This is a genomic window from Pantoea alhagi (assembly GCF_002101395.1).
In the GTDB taxonomy this organism is placed as follows: Bacteria; Pseudomonadota; Gammaproteobacteria; order Enterobacterales; family Enterobacteriaceae; genus Mixta; species Mixta alhagi.
Genome location: NZ_CP019706.1, coordinates 2,192,469 through 2,211,973, shown reverse-complemented (window position 1 = coordinate 2,211,973; position 19,505 = coordinate 2,192,469). Strand labels below are relative to the sequence as shown.

The 19,505-nt window shown below is 54.5% G+C and carries 17 protein-coding genes and 1 tRNA gene; 11 read left to right on the top strand and 7 right to left on the bottom strand.

Annotated elements, in window-relative coordinates; genetic code table 11:
• Window positions 1-21: 21 nt before the first annotated feature.
• Window positions 22-540 (bottom strand): G/U mismatch-specific DNA glycosylase, encoded by a 519-nt coding sequence (gene mug, locus B1H58_RS10345; protein WP_085070007.1) that lies wholly within the window; start codon window positions 538-540, stop codon window positions 22-24.
• Between the two features lie 212 nt (window positions 541-752).
• Between mug and B1H58_RS10340 the strand changes: the two genes are divergently transcribed.
• From B1H58_RS10340 to B1H58_RS10310, 7 genes are all read left to right on the top strand, one after another.
• A tRNA-Ile gene (locus tag B1H58_RS10340) sits at window positions 753-828 on the top strand.
• A gap of 729 nt (window positions 829-1,557) precedes the next feature.
• Window positions 1,558-2,097: a sugar dehydrogenase complex small subunit gene (locus B1H58_RS10335; RefSeq protein ID WP_085070005.1), complete on the top strand. Its 540-nt coding sequence runs from the start codon at window positions 1,558-1,560 to the stop codon at window positions 2,095-2,097.
• Between the two features lie 10 nt (window positions 2,098-2,107).
• Window positions 2,108-3,745, top strand: coding sequence for a GMC family oxidoreductase (locus B1H58_RS10330; protein WP_167373284.1), 1,638 nt, complete (start codon window positions 2,108-2,110; stop codon window positions 3,743-3,745).
• A 2-nt stretch (window positions 3,746-3,747) separates the two neighbouring features.
• Window positions 3,748-5,127, top strand: a complete 1,380-nt coding sequence (locus B1H58_RS10325) for a cytochrome c (protein WP_085070003.1) — start codon at window positions 3,748-3,750, stop codon at window positions 5,125-5,127.
• Between the two features lie 57 nt (window positions 5,128-5,184).
• On the top strand, window positions 5,185-5,688 hold the full coding sequence (locus tag B1H58_RS10320; protein WP_085072282.1) for a sugar dehydrogenase complex small subunit: 504 nt from the start codon (window positions 5,185-5,187) through the stop codon (window positions 5,686-5,688).
• Between the two features lie 23 nt (window positions 5,689-5,711).
• Window positions 5,712-7,316 carry a GMC family oxidoreductase gene (locus B1H58_RS10315; RefSeq protein ID WP_085070002.1) on the top strand — a complete coding sequence of 535 codons (1,605 nt, stop codon included), beginning with the start codon at window positions 5,712-5,714 and terminating at the stop codon, window positions 7,314-7,316.
• On the top strand, window positions 7,309-8,640 hold the full coding sequence (locus B1H58_RS10310) for a cytochrome c (protein WP_085070000.1): 1,332 nt from the start codon (window positions 7,309-7,311) through the stop codon (window positions 8,638-8,640). Before B1H58_RS10315 ends, B1H58_RS10310 begins: the two co-directional genes overlap by 8 nt.
• 168 nt (window positions 8,641-8,808) lie before the next feature.
• Here the strand turns inward: B1H58_RS10310 and B1H58_RS10305 are convergent, their stop codons facing one another.
• Complete coding sequence (locus B1H58_RS10305) at window positions 8,809-9,717, bottom strand: LysR family transcriptional regulator (RefSeq protein ID WP_085069998.1); 909 nt, start codon at window positions 9,715-9,717, stop codon at window positions 8,809-8,811.
• Between the two features lie 100 nt (window positions 9,718-9,817).
• On the opposite strand from B1H58_RS10305, the gene B1H58_RS10300 reads away from it, so the two are divergent.
• Together B1H58_RS10300 and B1H58_RS10295 are read left to right on the top strand one after the other, a co-directional pair.
• A complete protein-coding gene (locus B1H58_RS10300) occupies window positions 9,818-10,762 on the top strand; it encodes a 2-hydroxyacid dehydrogenase (protein WP_085069996.1) in 945 nt (314 codons plus the stop codon).
• 53 nt (window positions 10,763-10,815) lie between these two features.
• Window positions 10,816-12,168, top strand: a complete 1,353-nt coding sequence (locus B1H58_RS10295; RefSeq protein ID WP_085069994.1) for an MFS transporter — start codon at window positions 10,816-10,818, stop codon at window positions 12,166-12,168.
• Window positions 12,169-12,170: 2 nt separating this feature from the next.
• Here the strand turns inward: B1H58_RS10295 and B1H58_RS10290 are convergent, their stop codons facing one another.
• On the bottom strand, window positions 12,171-12,710 hold the full coding sequence (locus B1H58_RS10290; protein WP_085069993.1) for a GNAT family N-acetyltransferase: 540 nt from the start codon (window positions 12,708-12,710) through the stop codon (window positions 12,171-12,173).
• A 175-nt stretch (window positions 12,711-12,885) separates the two neighbouring features.
• Here B1H58_RS10290 and B1H58_RS10285 point away from each other — a divergent pair, with 175 nt between their 5' ends.
• Window positions 12,886-13,098: a hypothetical protein gene (locus B1H58_RS10285; RefSeq protein WP_085069991.1), complete on the top strand. Its 213-nt coding sequence runs from the start codon at window positions 12,886-12,888 to the stop codon at window positions 13,096-13,098.
• A 71-nt stretch (window positions 13,099-13,169) separates the two neighbouring features.
• Here B1H58_RS10285 and B1H58_RS10280 read toward each other — a convergent pair whose 3' ends face one another.
• The 3 genes from B1H58_RS10280 to B1H58_RS10270 all read right to left on the bottom strand — a co-directional run bounded on the left by B1H58_RS10280 (window position 13,170) and on the right by B1H58_RS10270 (window position 16,949).
• Complete coding sequence (locus B1H58_RS10280; RefSeq protein ID WP_085069987.1) at window positions 13,170-14,603, bottom strand: GGDEF domain-containing protein; 1,434 nt, start codon at window positions 14,601-14,603, stop codon at window positions 13,170-13,172.
• A gap of 229 nt (window positions 14,604-14,832) precedes the next feature.
• Complete coding sequence (locus B1H58_RS10275) at window positions 14,833-16,308, bottom strand: SulP family inorganic anion transporter (RefSeq protein ID WP_085069985.1); 1,476 nt, start codon at window positions 16,306-16,308, stop codon at window positions 14,833-14,835.
• Window positions 16,305-16,949, bottom strand: a complete 645-nt coding sequence (locus tag B1H58_RS10270; RefSeq protein WP_085072281.1) for a carbonic anhydrase — start codon at window positions 16,947-16,949, stop codon at window positions 16,305-16,307. The genes B1H58_RS10275 and B1H58_RS10270 overlap by 4 nt, the downstream gene beginning before the upstream one ends.
• 665 nt (window positions 16,950-17,614) lie before the next feature.
• Here B1H58_RS10270 and B1H58_RS10265 point away from each other — a divergent pair.
• Entirely contained in the window at window positions 17,615-18,331 is a 717-nt protein-coding gene (locus B1H58_RS10265) for a purine nucleoside phosphorylase YfiH/LACC1 family protein (protein WP_085069983.1), read from the top strand.
• A gap of 74 nt (window positions 18,332-18,405) precedes the next feature.
• Here the strand turns inward: B1H58_RS10265 and B1H58_RS10260 are convergent, their stop codons facing one another.
• Window positions 18,406-19,107, bottom strand: coding sequence for a response regulator transcription factor (locus B1H58_RS10260; RefSeq protein ID WP_085069981.1), 702 nt, complete (start codon window positions 19,105-19,107; stop codon window positions 18,406-18,408).
• Between the last annotated feature and the right edge of the window lie 398 nt (window positions 19,108-19,505).

Below are 19,505 nucleotides of genomic sequence, written 5' to 3'. Positions count from 1 at the left end.
TCCTGTCAGCATATAATTACCTTACCGTCCACGTACTGCCAGCGCTTGCTCGAGTTCCTGATAGGCTTCCGTGAGTTTCTCCTGCGTCGCACGATTAAGCCCGCTGGGATTTGGTAGCACCCATATTTCTGTTTCACCCACGGTGATCTCCTGCCTGCCCCACTCCACCTTGCTTTGGCGGAACGCTTTTTTAAACGCCTCCTTGCCCAGTACCGCCAGCGCGGCAGGCTGATAGTGCTGAATTTTCTCAATCAATGATTTGCCGCCTTCCCGCAGCTCTTCCGACGAAAGCTCGCTGGCCTCTTTAGTTGGCCTTTCTACCAGCATGGTAATACCGCAGCGGGTATCCAGTAGCTTAAGCTCCTCTTCCGGTTTTAACTGGCGATCGGTAAAACCGGCCAGCCAGAGCGTTTTCCAGAAACGGTTGCCGGGATAAGCAAAGTGATAACCGGTATGAGCCGAAGATTTACCTGGATTGATGCCGCAGAATACCACCCGCAGGCCGGGCGCAATAATATCGGTAATGGTATGTTCACTCATCCCTGCTCTCCTGTTGTTCGTTAGTACCCGCTTATTGTGGCTCATTATTATCAATCAGGTCGGTAAGAGTCGCACTTTTGCGACCGGTCTTGTTGTCTTCTGGCAGAAAGAGAAATGAAGGTTTTTCAATCAATTAAATTGCTGCAAAAAGCGCCAACCAGTTAGCGATTGCTGGATTGCCCCGTCAAGTTCCTTTATAATCCTGCCTCACAGGCCCCTTAGCTCAGTGGTTAGAGCAGGCGACTCATAATCGCTTGGTCGCTGGTTCAAGTCCAGCAGGGGCCACCAGATTTTAGCTGTTAAATCAGGCGTTTAGAGCCACTCTTCGGAGTGGCTTTTTTGTTGGGTTTTTACAGGTGGCGCCAGAAGCAAAACCGCGCCACTCAGGCCCGCAGCATCAGACCAGGGATGAGGAATGCATGCAAGAATATGTACTCTATACATAGCGTTATGGACGTTGACCCATACGATTAAAAAGCTTCAATTTAACTTAGGTCGTGATAGCGCTCGATAAATTTTGCCTGTAACAGAAACGGTAATAAGGCTCAAAGCTAAGCGCCGCCGTTATCATAACGCCGCTAACTGGCCTGAAGGTGCGACTAACCCTAATGCAGGTAAGGCTTATCATACCCCTTGTAACTGTTCATGCTGGATGGGTGGTAATCAGCACTGCCATTATGGAATGAACATGCAAGAAATAAGAGCAAGAGCTAGGTACCAGGACTAAACAACTAAGCCCGCTTCAATGCTGGCAGGGTTTTTACCCGCGCGCCTTTAAGCCCTGCAGAACATGCCTGGTAAAGGTTTCAGAAAGTGATGGGAGCCGCGTAACCAGGATGTCGTGAAATGTTAATTTTGTATGTCTGTTGTTTAAGTTCGGTTTAATATAATAACAATGTTAATTATAAATATTGGAACCAAACTTCAGATTGCAATTGTCACTAACGGTAGCATGTGGTTGTTTTTTGCCCCGCCAGTCTGATGATTTCGAGCAGTATCATTTAACAGGGATATATCATGAGTAGTTCACACGACCTGCCACCAGACCAGGTCAACTTATCACGTCGGCAAATTCTGCTGTCCGGCGCGGTGGTTATGGCTGGCGGCCTGCTCACCTCGGTGCTGCCGCGTTTCGCCTTTGCCGAATCATCTCTCCATTTTATTCCTTTCATGCAGATCTCCCGTCTTTTGGTCAATCATGAGCTCGACGACGCGGTAGGGCAGCGCATGCTGGCGCAGCTGGAAGCGGAACAGCCGGACCTGGCGAAAAACCTTAACCAGCTGCTGGCAATCGCCCGGGCGCACCAGGCGAAAGTGGTAGAGGATTTCTTTCCGGCGATCCCTGCCGGCCCTGTACAGGATCTCGCCAGGCGCATTATCTTTGGCTGGTATACCGGCAGCCTGGAGCCGACGCGCACAGCCAAAAGCTTTGCCTTTGAGCAGGCGCTGACGTGGCGCACCACCCAGGACACGATCACCATTCCGTCCTACGGCATCAGCGGGCCCAATAACTGGCAGCGTACTAACACACCGATTCTCCCCGTACCGCAATTCTGACTTGATAACTATGACAAAGATAACAAACTCTTCTCAGTCACCTGTGGTGATCGTTGGCACGGGCGTGGTCGGTGTGGTAATCGCTGAACAACTGCTTGATGCCGGCATTCCGGTATTAATGCTGGAAGCTGGCCCGCGCGTCTCGCGTGCCGAAATTGTTGAAAATTATCGTAACCTGCCGCTGGCCGCCAAAGGCAATCCCATCGAGTGTTATCCTTCGCGCCAATGGGCCCCCCATCCTGAACCGGCTGGGGCGGGAAAAGACTATCTGCAACTCAGCGGAGCGGATTCTTACGCGCAAAGCTATGTTCGCTACGCGGGCGGCTCCACCTGGCACTGGGCAGGTACCTGCTGGCGTCTGACCCCGGCGGATATGCAGCTGTACTCACGTTATGGCGTCGGGCGTGATTGGGCGTTTGATTACGATACGCTGGAGCCCTATTACACCCGTGCAGAATACAAGCTGGGTATCTGCGGCCCTGCCGATCCGGCGCTACAGTGGCCGCCGCAGCGCTCGAAGCCTTATCCGATGCCGGCGCTGCCATTTGGCCCGGGCGAAGCGCGCTTTACCGAGGTCGTGCGCGAAAAGCTGGGGCTGCATAATATTCCCACTGCCCAGGCGCGCAACAGCGGCACCTCTTATGATGATCGCCCGGCCTGCTGCGGCAATAACAACTGTGTACCCGTCTGTCCGGTGGGTGCCAAATATGACGGCGCCACCGCGCTGTCGCGGCTGGAAGCCAAAGGCGCCACGATCCTCGACAACGCAGTGGTCTGGCGCATCGAAACCAACCGGCAAAATCACATCGAAGCGGTGCACTACTATGACCAGCACCGGCAAAGCCATCGCGTCAGCGGCAAACTGTTTATCCTTGCCTGTAATGGTCTGGAAACGCCAAAGCTGCTGCTGCTGTCAGCGGATTCACGTAACCCGAACGGTATCGCCAACAGCTCCGATCAGGTCGGGCGCAACATGATGGATCATCCACAAATTACCATGACGGTCACGCTGGAAGAGCCCTATTGGGCCGGCGTGGGGCCGGTCGTTAACAGTGGCATCATGGAAACCTCGCAGGGCGATTTTCGTTCCAGACATGCCGGCGCTTATTTCCGCTTTAACAACTTTGCACGCAATCGCTTCGTCACCTTTGCCGCTCTGCAGAAAGGCCTGGTAGGCAAAGCGCTGGATGAAGAGATCCGTCGTATGACCGCCTGTACCGCCGATATTGTGCTGGCGCACGAAATTCTGCCGGAGGCCAGCAATCGGCTGACGCTCAGCGATAAAAAAGACTGGCTTGGACTGCCGAAACCGGCAATTCATTATGACGTCGGTGATTACGTGCGGCGCTCCCTGAAAGAATACTCGATGCCGATTGCCAACCGGATTGCTGAAGCGATGGGCGCAACTGACAAAAAGTTTTCTAAACAGTTTAACCAGAGCAAACACATCATGGGCGGCACCATCATGGGCAATGACCCGGCCAGCTCGGTAGTGGATGCAGAGTGCCGTGCGCACGATCACCGTAATCTGTTTCTGCCTGGCGGCGGCGCAATGGCGAGCACCGCCTGCGGCAACAGTACGCTGACCATGGTGGCGCTGGCGTTCAAAGCGGCGGATGCCATTGTCAAACAGGCGCAGGAGGCGTAAAGATGCTGAGGCTGAAACAGATCGCACTGAGTCTGGCGCTGGTATGTGGCGCGGCACATGCCGCCGATGATGCGCTGATAAAAAAAGGAGAGTACCTGGCGACCGCGTCCGACTGTACCGCCTGTCATACCGCAGACCACGGGCAACCCTTTGCCGGCGGCAAAGCGATTGAATCGCCGGTGGGAGAAATTATCGCCACCAATATCACACCGTCGAAAACTGCCGGCATCGGTAACTACAGCGAACAGCAGTTCTCCGCGGCACTGCGTCAGGGCGTGCGCGCCGACGGCGCAAGTCTCTATCCGGCGATGCCGTACACCGCGTACGCCACGCTGACGGATGAGGATATACACGCGCTCTACGCCTATTTCATGTCGGGCGTAAAGCCGGTAGATAAAGCCACTGAGCAAACCCATTTGCCGTTCCCGCTCAATCTGCGCTTCTCAATGATGTTCTGGAACGCCCTGTTTCTGCAGGCGCCGGGCTTTACGTCGGACGCTACGCAAAGCGCCAGCTGGAGCCGGGGCCGTTATCTGGTTGAGGGCGCCGCACACTGCAGCACCTGCCACACGCCGCGCGGCTTTCTGATGCAGGAAAAGCAGGACGAGGCTTTTACCGGCGCTCAGGTTGGCCCCTGGTTCGCCCCAAACATTACAGCTAATCGGGTAAGCGGCATTGGCGAGTGGTCGCAGCAGGATCTGATCACCTACCTGAAAACCGGGCGTCTGGCGGGCAAAGCGCAGGCTGCAGGCAGCATGGCGGAAGCGATTACCCACAGTTTTCAGCACCTGTCGGATGACGATCTGTCGGCTATCGCTGAGTACATAGGCAGCGTGGATGACAGCCATGCGCCTGCCGGCGGCGTATCGCGATTCGGCCAGGGCAAAGCGATCAGTCAGACAAGCGCGTTTCGCGGCGAGTCGTTCTCCACTCCCGTCAGCGATGAGGGCGCGCGCCTCTTCTCCGGCAACTGCGCCTCCTGTCACGGCAGCAGCGGAGAGGGTACTCAGGATGCCTTCTATCCGAGCCTGTTCCACAACAGCGCGACAGCGGAAAACAATCCATCGAATCTGATTGCCACCATTCTCTTCGGCGTACAGCGCCACGCGGCCGAGGGGGATGTCTATATGCCGCCGTTTGGCGCGCAACCGAACGCGCTGAACCATCTTGATGACCAGCAGATTGCCACCTTATCAAACTGGATCCTGCAGCACTATGGCAATGCGGAGGTGAAGGTTTCAGCGGAACAGGTAGCGGAAATCCGCCACGGCGGTCCTTCCTCTCCGCTGGTATGGCTTGCACAGTCTGGCGTCGCGGCAGCTGCGCTGGCGGTCATCGCGCTACTGGTCTGGTTAATGGTTCGCCGTAAACGCCGCCGCTAAGCTGGCTTTACCCTGTCGCCCGGTATGCTGCGGGCGACGTTTTTACTGGAAGATATTATGACGCACTATTCACGCCGCCGCGTGCTGAAGATGGCCGGAGTTGTGGCCATCGCCAGCGCTACCGGCCAGCTGCTGTCGCTGCCGCGCCTCAAGGCCGCTCAGCCGCAGGGGCCTTTACCCGGACTGGATGAATTTATCCAGGTTTCGCGCCTGCTTATCCAGCAGACGGAGCTCAACGTCACCGTGGCGCACGCGCTAACGCAGGCCTTTAGCCAGACGCAAAAAGGATTTATCAGCGAACTGACGCGGTTAAAAAACCTGCTGCAAAACCAGCCTGCGCTACTGCAACAGGATCGGCTTAAGTTTGCCGACGCAGATGCAGAAAGCGAGAAGCTGGCGAAGGCGATCCTCAGTGGCTGGTATAACGGCGTGGTCGGCAAGGGCAACCACGCCCTCTATATCACTTACGTCAACACGCTTGCCAGTCAGCTGGTTAGCGACAAGCTGGTGCCGCCGAGTTTTTCTTACGGCCAGATTGGTAGCTGGGCGCAACAGCCCTGATTTTCAGAAGAGTAATATCGTTAATGAATAAAATGAATTCCGCCGATGTGGTGGTGATTGGCGCAGGCGTCAATGGTTCGCTGCTTGCCACCCGTCTGGCAAACGCGGGTAAGTCGGTGCTGTTGCTGGAATCCGGCCCCAGAGTCGGTCGCGACGAGTTGGTGGAGCGCTACCGCGCGTCCGCCTTCAAATCTGACTTTATGTCGCCCTATCCATTTTCCCCGATGGCACCGCAGCCGCGTTACACGCCGGAGCCGAACGATTATCTGCACCAGGCCGGCCCACATCCCTTTGCCGCGCAGTATATCCGCATGCTCGGCGGCACCAGCTGGCACTGGGCGGCGCAGCTATGGCGCTTTGTACCGAATGATTTTCGGCAGCACAGCCAGTATGGCGTGGGTAAAGACTGGCCGATCGGCTATGACGATCTGGAAGACTACTATTACCAGGCCGAAGCTATTGCCGGCGTCGGCGGATCGCCGGATAACGGTTCACCGCGCAGCAAGCCCTACCCGATGGAACGGGTTCCGGCATCGTGGCTGCAGCAGCGCGTAACCGCGCGCCTTGCGCCCGATTTTACCGTGCAGGACGACAGCACCGGCCGCAACAGCCGCAGCTTTGATGGCCGCCCGGCCTGCTGCGGCAATAATAACTGCATGCCGGTCTGCCCGATCGATGCCCAGTACCATGGCGGTATTGCGGCGCAGCAGGCAGAAAACAGTGGCGTCCGTGTCGTTACCGAAGCAGTGGTTTACCAGCTGGAGCATGATGCGCAGGGCCGTATCACAGCCGCTAATTACTACGACTGGAATAAAGTCAGCCATCGCGTCACCGCCGAGACTTTCGTGCTGGCGGCCAACGCCATCGAAACGCCGAAGCTACTGTTGATGTCCACCAGCGACAAATTCCCGCAGGGTATTGCCAACGCGCGCGACAATGTTGGCCGTAATCTGTGCGATCATCCAGCGATCGGCGTGACCTTTGATGTTGATGAAGAAATCTGGCCAGGACGCGGGCCTGTCAGTCCCTGTTCGATCGGGCAGTTCCGTGACGGCGACTTCCGCCGTGAACATGCGCCGTTCCGCATCGATATTTCTAACGCCTCTCAGGTCGCAGCGGTGACCAAAGAGGCACTGGCGGAAGGCTACTTCGGCAAGAAACTGCAGGAGCAGATTCGATTCCGGGCGGCGCGTCGCCTGAGCATTAAAAATGCGCTGGAACAGCTGCCGGATCCAGAGAACCGCGTCACGCTGAGCGGAAACAAGGACGCGCTCGGTCTGCCTACGCCATCGCTCTACTGGAATATCGATGATTACGTGGTGAAAGGCACCGAGAAAACGCGCGAATGTTATGACGCCATCGCGGCCAAACTTGGTGCCATCAATATTAAGCACAGCAAAAGCGGCAAATTTTCTAACCGCCAGCATATTACCGGCACGCTGTCGATGGGGCTTGATCCCGCCACCAGCGTAACCGATGCGTGGGGACGCGCGCACGACCACCAGAATCTGTTTATGGTCGGCACCGGCGTAATGCCTACCGTCGGCACCTGCAACGTCACGCTAACCGCTATGGCGCTGGCGCTGCGCACTGCAGACAAAATTATCCAGGAGACACAACATGGTTAAACACTGGAAATCTCTGTTTGCGGCAGGCGTGCTGGCTGTCACCTCAGTTCAGGCACACCCGGCGGATCAGAGTGAACTGATCAAGCGCGGCGAATATCTGGCGATAGCCGGCGACTGCGGCGCCTGCCACACGGAAGAGGGCAAGGCGCCGTTCAGCGGCGGCCATGCCATCACCAGCCCGCTCGGCACTATTTTCAGCACCAATATTACGCCATCGAAAAGCGCCGGTATCGGCAACTACAGCGAAGCGCAGTTTGCGGCGGCGCTGCGTAAAGGTATACGCGGAGACGGCAGCCAGCTCTATCCGGCAATGCCCTATACCGCTTATGCCCGGCTGACTGACGAAGATGTTGCCGCGCTCTATGCCTATTTTATGCATGGCGTGCAGCCGGTCGATGCGAAACCGGAGGCAACCGCACTGCCGTTCCCGTTTAACCTGCGCTTCAGCATGGCGGCCTGGAACCTGCTGTTCGCTGACAGCAAGGTTTATCAGCCGGACGCGACGCAGACGGATGAATGGAATCGCGGCGCCTATCTGGTGCAGGGATTAACCCACTGCAGCACGTGCCACACGCCGCGTAACATTCTGATGGCGGAACAGCAGAAGAAGAATCTGCAGGGCGCCTCGCTCGGCACCTGGTACGCGCCGGACATCACTGCAGCGACACTGCAGGGCGAACCGCGCTGGACACAAAAGATGCTGGCAGACTACCTCGCAACCGGCCATGCCGATAATGGCGCCACGGCGGGCGGTCCGATGCTGGAAGCGATCGACAAAAGCTTCTCGCGCATGACGCCGGAAGATCTGCAGGCGATCGCCACTTATCTGTTACCAGCAGACCGCGCCGCTAACAAGTCGGTTACGGTAAAAGGTCTGACGCCGGTTCAGGGAAATGACATACCGCAGGCGCTGGCGGGACTCAGCGAGGGCGAGCAGTTGTATCGTGATAACTGCGCGTCGTGTCACAACCTGTCCGGTCAGGGACTCAACGGGCTTCCGGCACTGCAACACCATCCGGTGTTGGCTAAACCCACCGCCGACAACGTGGCGATGGCCATATTGCAGGGCGTCTGGCCGGAAAAAGGTCAGGGGATGATCGGTTTTTCCAGCTCGCTCAACGACCAGCAAATTGCCGCAGTCACCAACTATGTCATGCAGGATATCGGACACAGCCAGGTGCAAATCAGCGCAGAGCGCGTGAAAACGCTGCGCGCTGGCGGGGAAACGTCTCCGCTGATGCTGCTATCCCGCATCGGCATGGCGGCCGCAGGCGTCGCGTTGATCCTGGCGCTGCTTTGGCTCAGGAAAAAAAGGCGCGCTTAAACGCTCAATCACGACTTCCGTTTCGTCCCTGAAACGGAAGTCTGTAAACCCGTTGAGTAAATTCCAGGCTATTGGGTTGGCATCCTAATCCAGCGAAATATCATTAACCAGCCGCGTCACAGGCTTACCATTACATGAGCTTGTGGCCTGAATAACCACCTTCCCCACTCAGCCTCCTCCAGCAAGCTCGCCGCGTTCCGCATGCCATTCTGTTACCGCCTTCAAAAAATGCGTTAAAACCGGGTTGGGATTATCTTTGGCGTACACCAGGAAGTTAAGCGCCTGAATATTCACATCTTCCAGGGTCATAAAGGTCACGTTGGCAAAGCCAAGCGTTTTTGCCGAGGCGGGAACGATAGCGCAGCCCAAACCAGCGTTGACCATTCCCAGGATGGTATGCGTTTGCGCCAGCTGATATTTGTAATCCGGCTTTATCTGGTGAAAAACAAACAGATCGGTAATGCGATCGTAAAAATAGCGCGCTTCATCTTTCGCATACAAAAAGAAAGGCTCATGGTTAAAGGCCGCCAGCGGAATTTTACGTTTACGCGCTAAGGGATGATCGCTGGGAAAGGCGGCAATCAGGCTTTCGGCATTTAACGGCAGCCACGCAAATCGGGGATCGGGAGGAACATGGCGCACAAAACCGATATCCAGCTGATTATTATCAATGGCGGCGATCTGCTTATTCGATACCAGTTCATAGAGATCGAACGTCACGCCTGGCAGCCGCACCGCCATCTCTTTAAGCAGACCGGGAATAAACGCCCAGGAGAACACGGCGGTAAATCCCATCGACAAACTCCCCGTCTCGCCGGCCGCGCTCTGCTGCAAAGAGAGCGCCAGCCGATCGCTTAGCTTCAGTATCAGCCTCGCCTCTTTTAACAGCTGCGCGCCCATGGCAGTGAGCTGAACGTGACGGTTATTACGATCGAAAAGGATGACGCCCAGGCTTTTTTCCAGCAGTTGGATCTGGCGGCTAAGCGGCGGCTGGGTCATATTCAGACGCGCCGCCGCGCGGCTGAAATTAAGCTCTTCGGCCACCGCCAGAAAACAGTTCAGCTGATGCAGCTCCATTATTCAATTCTTATATCAATGCATACCGGGTTTATATTAGACAGGTATTATTAGGCTGTCCATGCTGGTTCTAACCTTACTCAATGGACTATCTACGCTTATGAAAGACGCCTCTCCCGTTCATATCCTGTTAACGCAGCCGCTGCCGGAAGCTATTGAGCGGCAACTGCTGGCCCGCTATCAGCTTCATCGTCTTTATCAGGCCACCGATGCCAGCGCCCTGCTTGATGACGTCGGCCCGTTTATTCAGGGCGTGGTCACCGGCGGAGCGAAAGGTCTGGATAACGCCACAATGGATCGGCTGCCCGCACTTAAAATCATCGCCATCAGCGGTATCGGTACGGATGCGGTGGATTTAAACCATGCCGCGCGGCGCAATATTGTCGTGACGACCACACCCGGCGTGCTGACCGATGATGTCGCCGATATGGCGTTTGGCCTGCTGATCGCCACCTTACGCCGGATGAGCGAAGCGGAGATGATATTGCGCGCCGGCCGCTGGCCGGAAACCCCGCTGCCGCTGGCGCGTAAGGTCACCGGCATCAGGCTGGGGATCGTCGGCATGGGTCAGGTAGGCACGGCGATCGCCCGCCGCGCCGGGGCTTTTCAGATGGAGGTGCTTTACCACAGCCGAACGCCGCGTCCGGCGTTACCGTGGCGTTTTATCGACGATCTGCACGCGCTGGCACGTGAAGTGGACGTGTTGGTACTTGCTGCCTCAGCGGACGACGGCAAGGTGATGATCACTGCCTCGGTGCTTGATGCGCTGGGAAGCGACGGCTTCTTTATTAATATTGCCCGTGGGAAGCTGGTGGATGAAGCGGCGTTGCTTGATGCGTTGGTGCATAAGCGCATTGCCGGAGCCGGCCTGGATGTGTTCGCCAATGAGCCGCATGTCCCGGAAGCTTTCTTTACGCTGCCGCAGGTCACGCTGCAACCGCACCGCGCCAGCGCGACTCAACAGACTCGCCTGGAAATGGGCAACATCGTGCTGCGCAATCTGGCCGCCTGTTTTAACGGAGAGACGCCGCCCAATAAAGTCTGACCTGGCGCAGTGCCCCTTTGACCCTGGCTAAAAAATAAAAGAGCGAGGTAGCTATGAGCAGCAAAGAGCTTGATATATCCGCCGACCATGCGATGCGCGTAGGCCATCACCGTTACTGGGTATTAGCGTTAATTTTTATTATTACGGTTATTAACTACGCCGACCGCGCCACCATGTCGATAGCGGGGACGTCAGTAGTGAAGGCGCTGGGTCTTGATCCGCTGATGCTTGGTATGATCTTCTCCGCTTTCGCCTGGGCCTATGCGCTGGGGCAAATTCCCGGCGGCTGGCTGCTCGATCGTTTTGGCGCCCGCCGTGTTTATGGTTGTAGCCTGCTGCTGTGGTCAATCTTTACCGCTCTGCAAGGCACCGTAGGCTGGATAGGTCTCACCGGCTCGCTGGCGGCCATGACGCTGTTCCTGATGCGCTTTATGCTGGGGTTAGTAGAATCGCCAGCCTTCCCGGCCAACTCGCGCATCGTCTCTTGCTGGTTCCCTACGCGCGAACGCGGTGTCGCCTCAGCGCTTTTTAACTCCGGACAGTACATGGCGGTAGTAGTATTTACGCCGATCATGGCCTGGCTAACGCATTCGCTGGGCTGGGAGCATGTTTTTGTCTGGATGGGGGCGTTGGGGATTGCGTTATCGTTGCTCTGGTTCGCTTTTTACCGTGAGCCGCACAGCGATCCACGTCTGAGCGCGCAAGAGAAAGCGTTGATGAAAGCGGGCGGCGCGCTGGTAGATTTAGAGGCCGATCGCAAAAAGAACGCAAAGCCGATATCGCTACATGAAATGAAATGCCTGTTTAATAACCGTAACCTGTGGGCGATTTACCTCGGTCAATATTGCATCACCGCTCTCACCTATTTCTTTATCACCTGGTTTCCCATTTACCTTATCCAGGGACGCGGCATGACCATTATGCAGGCGGGCTGGGTCGCGGCATTGCCTGCCATCTGCGGCTTTAGCGGCGGCATTCTTGGCGGCTACCTGTCGGATGTGCTGATCCGTAGGGGCGTACACCCTTCCCGGGCACGTAAAACGCCTTTTGTGCTCGGGATGGGGTTCTCTACGCTGCTGGTGTTCGCCAACTTTGTGGATAGCAACAGCGCGGTGATCCTGCTGATGGCGATGGCTTTTTTTGGCAAAGGCTTTGCCGCCGTGGGCTGGGCGGTGTTATCAGACGTGGCGCCCAAAACGATGATCGGCTTGTGCGGCGGCGTTTTTAACGGTATCGGCAATATTGCCGGCATCATCACGCCGCTGGTGATTGGCTACGTGGTTTCGGTTACCGGCTCGTTTGCCGATGCGCTGTGGTTTGTCGCCGCGCACGGCGTGCTGGCGGTCATCGCTTATTTGCTGATTGCCCAACGCTTTGAACGGGTAGAGGCGTCCCACCAGGCATGAATTTATCCCTCCGTTGCCGCCGGCCCGGCTGGCGGCAACAGCGCAAAGATCTCGTCATCCTGCCAGCGACCGTTAAGATAGTAACTCTCTCGCAATATCGCTTCCTGCATAAAACCAACCTTTTCCAGCACCGCTTTCGAGGCCAGGTTGCCGGTGGTAACCGTTGCGGTAAGTTTACTGAACCCGAGCGCAAAGGCGGCCTGACAAATAGCGCGCAGCGATTCCGTGCCGTAGCCATTGCCATGAAAGGCGGCGCTCAGCAGATATCCCACCTCGGCGCTGTTGTGCCCGCGATCGATAAAACCGCTGACGCCTACCCGATCGCCCGACGTTTTCTCCCTTAACACCAGACAAAGCCAATGCTTGCTGCCGCGCTGCCAGGGCGGTAGGCGCACGTTAAATGCCACACGGCGAATCTCATCGGCATCTCGCGGATCGGCCACGAATCGCATGACATTCTGATCCTGATAAAGCGCAAGGAAAAACGGCCAGTCGCTTTCGGTTATGGGGTGATAAGTCAGGCGCGAAGAGCCGATCTGCATGGTATGCCCCGTATGGTTAGCCTGTCGAAACCTTAGCAAAATAACGCTCCCGCAGGAAAATCCGTTACGAGAGCGGCGCAAAATGCCGCCGCTTATCACTTCTGTTTGGCCGATTGAAAAATGCACAACAACGTATGATACCTCGCAGAAAAGAAACGTATCCGCCGGAGTTTGTATGTCTGAGAAAGATCCTGTTGTTGAACGCCTGTCGCTGGAGCTGCTGGCTCTGCGTCAAATCGTCCAGATGCTGATTACCTTCGGCAATGTCCCCACCGGCGGCAAGCTGAATAAATATCTGGAAAACCTGGCGAATGAAGTTGAACACCGTAATGGCCGGGAAGCGAACAAAGCCATCGCCGATGTAATTCGTAGCTATATCCGTTCTTAATGTCCAAACCCATACTTAATTCTGACCCCGCAGCAGTGCAGGTTAGCTGCTGCGGTTTTTTCTGATGCAAGCTATGCAGGAGTGTGGGATACCGCGTTTTCGCTTATTAGCGAGGACGTTGTCTGATTGCGTCCGTTGCGTTTTGATATAAACAGCTGTTTATCGGCGGCAGAAACCAGCCGGTTAAACGACTCGCTCACGTTATTAGTTTCAAGATCGCCGCTGGCTACGCCGATACTGACGGTAACAGCAACACCACTGCCACGCAGCATGATTTTTTCCTGCATAATGCTGTGACGAATCGCCTCCGCTTTCTCCAGTAGTTGCTCATCGCTTAGCCCGAAAAGCAGTACCAAAAATTCTTCTCCGCCAAAACGACAAACTAACCCCTCCTGCCCTACCGCCTGTTGCATACGCTGCGCAACCTCAAACAGGACCGCATCGCCTGCATCGTGTCCGTAGTTGTCATTAATGGATTTAAAATAATCGACATCGATCAACAGCACACCGGCTACGCGCGCGCGCAGATCGCTGTTTTTTTGCAGCTGATGCAGTCGTTCGTACAGGCCTGAACGTGACAGCTGGCGGGTAAGGAAATCATGGTTAGCACGCAGCGCCAGCTGATGATTAAGCTGCCGGATAGCATCCATACTGACGGCAACGATCAGCGGGCTGATCGCGACCGTCGCCACGCCCAGCCTCGCTGAAGCCAGATGCCCCAGCGGTAACAAGCTGTCGTCCCCCTGAATATTCATCAAACCATGCATAACCAAAACAATCTCGCTGATGCCGGTTATCAGCGTAAGCCCGCTGGTCAGCCAGAGCGGATAGCTGATGGCACACCAAATCAGCGCCGGTACGGGAAACGAGAGACTGCCGCCACCGCCAATCACTACCGCCGCACTCAGCGACAGCATCAACGATGCTATCGGCAGACAGTTCTGCCAGCGCCGCAGCGTTGAAAGCAGCGATGGCCGTCGCGGCAGCGTCAGCAGAAACGGCAGCAGCAGGACGCCGGTAGAAAACTGTTCGCTTAGCCAGTCGCTCCAGGCAGGCAGGAAGCGCTCGCTAATAAGCAGCCCCTGAGCCAGCGCCCCCCAGGTGGCGCAGGCAATCGAAGCCAACAGACAGGCAGGGAAAATGTTCAACGCGCTTTTTACTCTGCCCGAGGCGTTAAGCAGCCCCGGTCTCTGGATCAGCATGGAGACGGCCACCAGGATAAACAGCAGATTAGCGGCGTTCAGGGTAAAGGCAGGTATCGCCCAGCCGGAAAAAAGGGTGTCGTTCAGAACCATCGCGCTATAGCACACCAGATAGTAATACGGTCGATGCAGCCAGGAGAAACGCACAAAAATAGCGGTCAGCAACGCATTGATCGGCCAGAACAGCGACAGCTCAGCGGGCAGACGTAAATGCCCACCAACAAAACAAAAGAAGAGAGTGAAAACAAACAGAATGAGGGAATTTTTGAGCGGTCTGTTTTTATCAAGAAGCGTAAGTTGCATAGCCGGGCGTACCTGTTGCGTTGCTCTTGCCGTCTTCAGAGCATGCATCGCAAATTCATTAAGGCGGCATATTATCTGGAGCGCCAATGTCATTCTGGCGAAGCGGCGCATCTTATCATGGTGTGTTCCGTCGGCAGGATAAATCTTCTTCAGCCGGTAAAAATAAAGCAGGCACTCATTGAGTGCCTGAGGAGACTAACCCGCTTAAAATGCGGCAAGAGCTGGCAGATTATTTTACCGCAACCGGCCATTGATTGAGGCGTATGCCGCGTCGCGGCGCTTTCTCGCCAAAATCTTTCAGCACCGCTTTTACGTCGGGATCGAGATAATCCACATTATCATGATCGACAATCACCACGCTGTTTTCCGGGATCTCATCCAGCAGGTTCTGCAAACGCGGATTATGCATAAAAGTCAGATTTTGCTGCAGGCGCAAAACGTAATGGTCATCGTAACGAGTAAGGTGCATCGCGTTACGATGGCTTTTATAAATGCTGTACAGAATCTGGGTAGCAATCCCTAATCCAATACCGGCCAGCATCCCGAAGGCGATAATGCCTACGATAGTGGTAATAAAAGGTACGAACTGCTGCGCCCCCATGCGGATTTGATCGATAAACAGACGCGGAGTAGCCAGTTTATAACCGGTATACAGCAGTACTGCCGCCAGGCTTGCCAGCGGGATCACATTCAGTAACTCGCTGAACCACAGGCCGCAGATCAGTAGCAGTACGCCGTGCAGCAGAATAGAGATTTTACTCTGCGCGCCTACGCTGACGTTCACCGAACTGCGGACAATAACTGCGGTAATGGGCAAAGCGCCAAGAAAACCAGCCAGGGTATTACCGATGCCCTGCGCCACCATCTCTTTATTTGGCGAAGGCGACGGATTCTGCGGGCGCAGCTTGTTCAGCGCCTGCTGGCTAAGCAGCGTTTCCAGGCTGGCCACCAGCGCCAGCGTAACGGCAACAACATACACCGACGGATTACGCCACGCTTGCCAGTCAGGCCTTTCCAGCTCGGCAGTGAGCGCGCTGAGGCTATCAAATTTCGGCAATGAAATACGCGGCAGGTTAGTGATAAATTCCGGCTGCAGCCGCTCGCCAAACAGAGTAGCCAGCCCGCCAAACAGTACGGCGATAAGCGGCCCGGGGATCCAGCTTAGCGCCTTCACTTTTTTTACCACCGGCGTCGTCCATATCCACAAAATCAGCAGGCCGACCACAGCGACAACGATAGCCGACACAGAGAAGCTAAACTCACCGCTAAACAGCGCGCTCAGTTCACTATCGCCGCTGGCTCCCAGCGCAACCGGGATTTGCTGCATAATCAAAAGAATACCAATAGCCGCCAGCATCCCTTTGATCACGCTGCCAGGCACCAGCGCGATAAAGCGCCCGGCCCGCAGCAGGCCAAGTACGACCTGAATCACGCCCGCCAGCACCAGCGCCAGCAAAAAAGCGGAAAACGATCCTAATGAAGCAACAGATGATACGACTATAGTGACCAGGCCAGCCGCCGGGCCGCTGACGGCAAAGCGCGATGGGCTAAAAGAGGTGACGACCAGCCCGCCAATCACACCGGTCAGCAGGCCAACGAACGGTGGCAAGCCGCTGGCCTGAGCAATGCCCAGACACAGGGGAAGCGCCACCAGAAATACGACAAGGCCGGCAGGCAGATCCTGCCGAAGCGTCTTTGGAATCATGACGATGTTTCCTCTGCAGATTGCTGAATTAACTCGGTTAAATGTCCTGACTGCAGATCGTAAACGCAGCCGAACAAATCCAGTTCTTTACCGCCACGCCAGGCTTGCAGCACCGGGGCGCTGACTGCCAGGTTAGCAAACTGCGCCAGTACATTAGCCTCTACCAGGCGGTTATGGCGCGCAGTGTCCGTCTCGCCGGCGGCATGAAACGCCGCCAGCCCATCCGTAAGCGCCATGCGCAGGGCAGCAATACGCCGTGACAGCGGAGAGTTCTCCTGCGCCAGCGGGCTGTCCGGCAGCGCAACGGCAGCCTGTACGCCTCCACAGCCATAGTGTCCGCACAGTACGATGCGTTTTACCTCAAGGTACTCCAGCGCATATTGCAGTACGCTCATAAAGTTATCGTCATCGGTTAACACCATATTGGCGATATTGCGATGCACAAACAGCTCTCCCGGATCGGCACCGGTCAATACCTCCGCCGGTACACGGCTATCAGAACAGCCAATCCACAACGAGTGTGGCTTTTGCTGATGTAAATAGCGTTCAAAATAGCGCGGGTTACGCTGTGTTTTTTGTAAGGCCCAACTGCGATTTTTTGCTAACAGGGGTTTCAGGGTCGTCAAAGTCGTCGTCTCCATTCGGATAAATACAGGCAAGCCCGGGCGACAGTTAAACTTCATCAGGAAATACCGGAAGAGCAAAATAAAGCCTCCGGCAAATAAGTAGTACCACTTTTTATATTAAGTGCAGTTTGTGAAAAAACAATTATCCGGGAAAGAGTGCAAGTGTAATTTTATCTAAAGGCAATGTATAAAATGAGTAAATAGGATTATAGACACTTGTAATGGAAGTAAAATATAAAAAATTTAGAAAACAATTAAAAACAATGAGTTAAATAATTAAAATTCATTTATTTTATCGGATAATAATAAAACCATGCATTCTAAAAGGTTATAATAAAATAGACTTCAATCTCATTATTAGCCTGGAATCTCAATTTTTATGGTGCACACCGCCCATTATTTATCATAAGAAAAAACGATGACAGACTAATAAACGCCGGTCCTGTTGGGCTGAAGCACGATAAATAATAACGCACGCAATTAATAAATCGTTTATCAGACCGGCGTTGGCAAACATTATTATGACGCCTCATTACATTCACCGTTGCCGTCAACAATTTGCGTTTATTTACCTAACAGAGTGAAAAAAATTTATCAGGCTGCTGGTAGTCATGGCCAGGCTCATCCTGTTTAATGACGGATATCGCTGGCCAGTCGCTGATTCCCTGTAAGGATGCTCTATGCAAAACGCCGCTCCGGTTCGTACCTCTGCTCTGCTCACTTCGCTTGGCTGGCTGGACCATGCTTTTTTGCCGGCGGGAATAGCACCGCCAGAAGAGATTGCCTGTGGTCATCAGCGGCACAGCCCTACTGTCGTGATGTCTGAAGAGGCTTTCCCGCGCAAACAGTGCGAAGCAGATGGCGTGATCGCTACGGATCCACGCCCTGTGGCCGTATATACCGCAGATTGCCTGCCGGTGCTGATTGCCGATACGCGCCAGCATCATGTTGCAGCTGTACATGCAGGGTTAAAAGGGGCGCTGGCTGGCGTGCTGCCTGCGGCAGTGAATCGGTTACTGGCATTGGGTGCTACGCCTGAAAGCCTGTTTGTGGCGATTGGTCCAGCCATTGCGCCCTGCTGTTATGAGCTTGGACAGGATGTACTGGGGACGATAATCTCCAACCCGCGTGTTACCGCGCCGCAATGGTTTTCTACCCAGCCCATAAATTTGCATGCGGTACGACCTCAGGCAGAGGCAAAGAACCAGGGGATCTGGTTTGATCTTCCGGCGCTGGGACGACAAATGCTGCTGGATATGAAAATCCCGGCAGCCCAAATAGAGGTGCTGCCGGTATGTACTTACTGTAGCGCTGAGCCGCAATCCAGCTATCGACGAAACGCGCATTTTTCTGACGGATACGCTTTGCGTTACTCCTGGATCCAGCGCCGGACATAACGGCAGTTATGTAAAGCGTAAAACAGGCGTTGCGGTCGTTTGTTTAGCGCCAGAAGTAAAGGCAAAAAACAGACTCAGGAGCGTGACAGTAAATCACTACTGTATTTAAACAGTTCACTGTCAGAGCGCAGCCCCAGCTTTCTTAAGGCCGACTGTTTCTGTCCGCTAACGGTTTTACGGCTGCGTTTAAATTTAATGGCGATTTGAGAAACGCTCATGCCGTTAAGGAAACAACGAATAACTTCCACCTCACGCGGGCTGAGCAGCTTTACCTTTTCATACAGGCTGCCTTTTTGATTATTCCCTGCCAGCGGGTTTCTCAGCTCCTCGTGGATCACATATAAATCTTCAATCTCATAAGCCATATCGCGTGACAGCCAGTTACGCCCGTAGCCGACCTGCCGAATCGCCTGAATCATTTCACCCCTATCCTGGCTTTTACCAATAAAGCCTTTCACGCCTGCGTTAAGCACCATTTTTACGACCGCCGGACTTTCCATCGCTGAAGAAATAAGAATATTTAAGCGTGGAAAGTGATTACGTAACTGCTTGACCAGGGCAAGGCCATCCAGTTCTTTTTCGCCTAATAAGAAATCAAGTACTAATACATCAAGCTGTAAATCCGGCAGTTCGGTAAACAGTTGCTGACTGGAGCCAAAAGCCTTGATCAACATCATATCCGGCTCGGCGTTTATACAGATCTCAAATGCCGTGCGAATCATAGGATGATCGTCCAGTAACGCTACCCGTAAAGGCCGGGCGATCGTTTTCGTCATTTCTTCACTCCTTGAATCATTTTCGATGAGTAAGCACATAAATTAATTCGTTACGCGCCGTTGTAGAACGGGCGTAATGTTTTGGTCTGATTGTTATTAATATCTGTCGTTATCGCCTTCGTTATTAAACACGTTTTCTATTCTTTCCATGATTGAGCAGACGCGCATAAAAATAACGAAACTGATTAATGGTTGGCCTCTATTCTTAGCTTGTCGTGTAGGCATGAGGCCTAAACAAAGCATGGATACCTGAGACAATTCCTGATACTTTTAGCATAAAAATAACCATACTGATAGCCTGTTTCGCTCGTGCTGACGCAGAATTGGATAAATAACAAAACTTTCTTCTTAATACAAGAAACGTCTCAAAATAATAAAGACACGATAAATTCTCTATT

Coding starts and splice junctions, on each gene's coding strand:
- B1H58_RS10290 (WP_085069993.1), bottom strand. CDS start 12,710: ATGCAGATCGGCTCTTCGCGCCTGACTTATCACCCCATAACCGAAAGC.
- B1H58_RS10300 (WP_085069996.1), top strand. CDS start 9,818: ATGAAAGACGCCTCTCCCGTTCATATCCTGTTAACGCAGCCGCTGCCG.
- B1H58_RS10285 (WP_085069991.1), top strand. CDS start 12,886: ATGTCTGAGAAAGATCCTGTTGTTGAACGCCTGTCGCTGGAGCTGCTG.
- B1H58_RS10260 (WP_085069981.1), bottom strand. CDS start 19,107: ATGACGAAAACGATCGCCCGGCCTTTACGGGTAGCGTTACTGGACGAT.
- B1H58_RS10320 (WP_085072282.1), top strand. CDS start 5,185: ATGACGCACTATTCACGCCGCCGCGTGCTGAAGATGGCCGGAGTTGTG.
- B1H58_RS10305 (WP_085069998.1), bottom strand. CDS start 9,717: ATGGAGCTGCATCAGCTGAACTGTTTTCTGGCGGTGGCCGAAGAGCTT.
- B1H58_RS10315 (WP_085070002.1), top strand. CDS start 5,712: ATGAATAAAATGAATTCCGCCGATGTGGTGGTGATTGGCGCAGGCGTC.
- B1H58_RS10265 (WP_085069983.1), top strand. CDS start 17,615: ATGCAAAACGCCGCTCCGGTTCGTACCTCTGCTCTGCTCACTTCGCTT.
- B1H58_RS10270 (WP_085072281.1), bottom strand. CDS start 16,949: ATGGAGACGACGACTTTGACGACCCTGAAACCCCTGTTAGCAAAAAAT.
- B1H58_RS10335 (WP_085070005.1), top strand. CDS start 1,558: ATGAGTAGTTCACACGACCTGCCACCAGACCAGGTCAACTTATCACGT.
- B1H58_RS10280 (WP_085069987.1), bottom strand. CDS start 14,603: ATGCAACTTACGCTTCTTGATAAAAACAGACCGCTCAAAAATTCCCTC.
- B1H58_RS10295 (WP_085069994.1), top strand. CDS start 10,816: ATGAGCAGCAAAGAGCTTGATATATCCGCCGACCATGCGATGCGCGTA.
- B1H58_RS10325 (WP_085070003.1), top strand. CDS start 3,748: ATGCTGAGGCTGAAACAGATCGCACTGAGTCTGGCGCTGGTATGTGGC.
- mug (WP_085070007.1), bottom strand. CDS start 540: ATGAGTGAACATACCATTACCGATATTATTGCGCCCGGCCTGCGGGTG.
- B1H58_RS10330 (WP_167373284.1), top strand. CDS start 2,108: ATGACAAAGATAACAAACTCTTCTCAGTCACCTGTGGTGATCGTTGGC.
- B1H58_RS10310 (WP_085070000.1), top strand. CDS start 7,309: ATGGTTAAACACTGGAAATCTCTGTTTGCGGCAGGCGTGCTGGCTGTC.
- B1H58_RS10275 (WP_085069985.1), bottom strand. CDS start 16,308: ATGATTCCAAAGACGCTTCGGCAGGATCTGCCTGCCGGCCTTGTCGTA.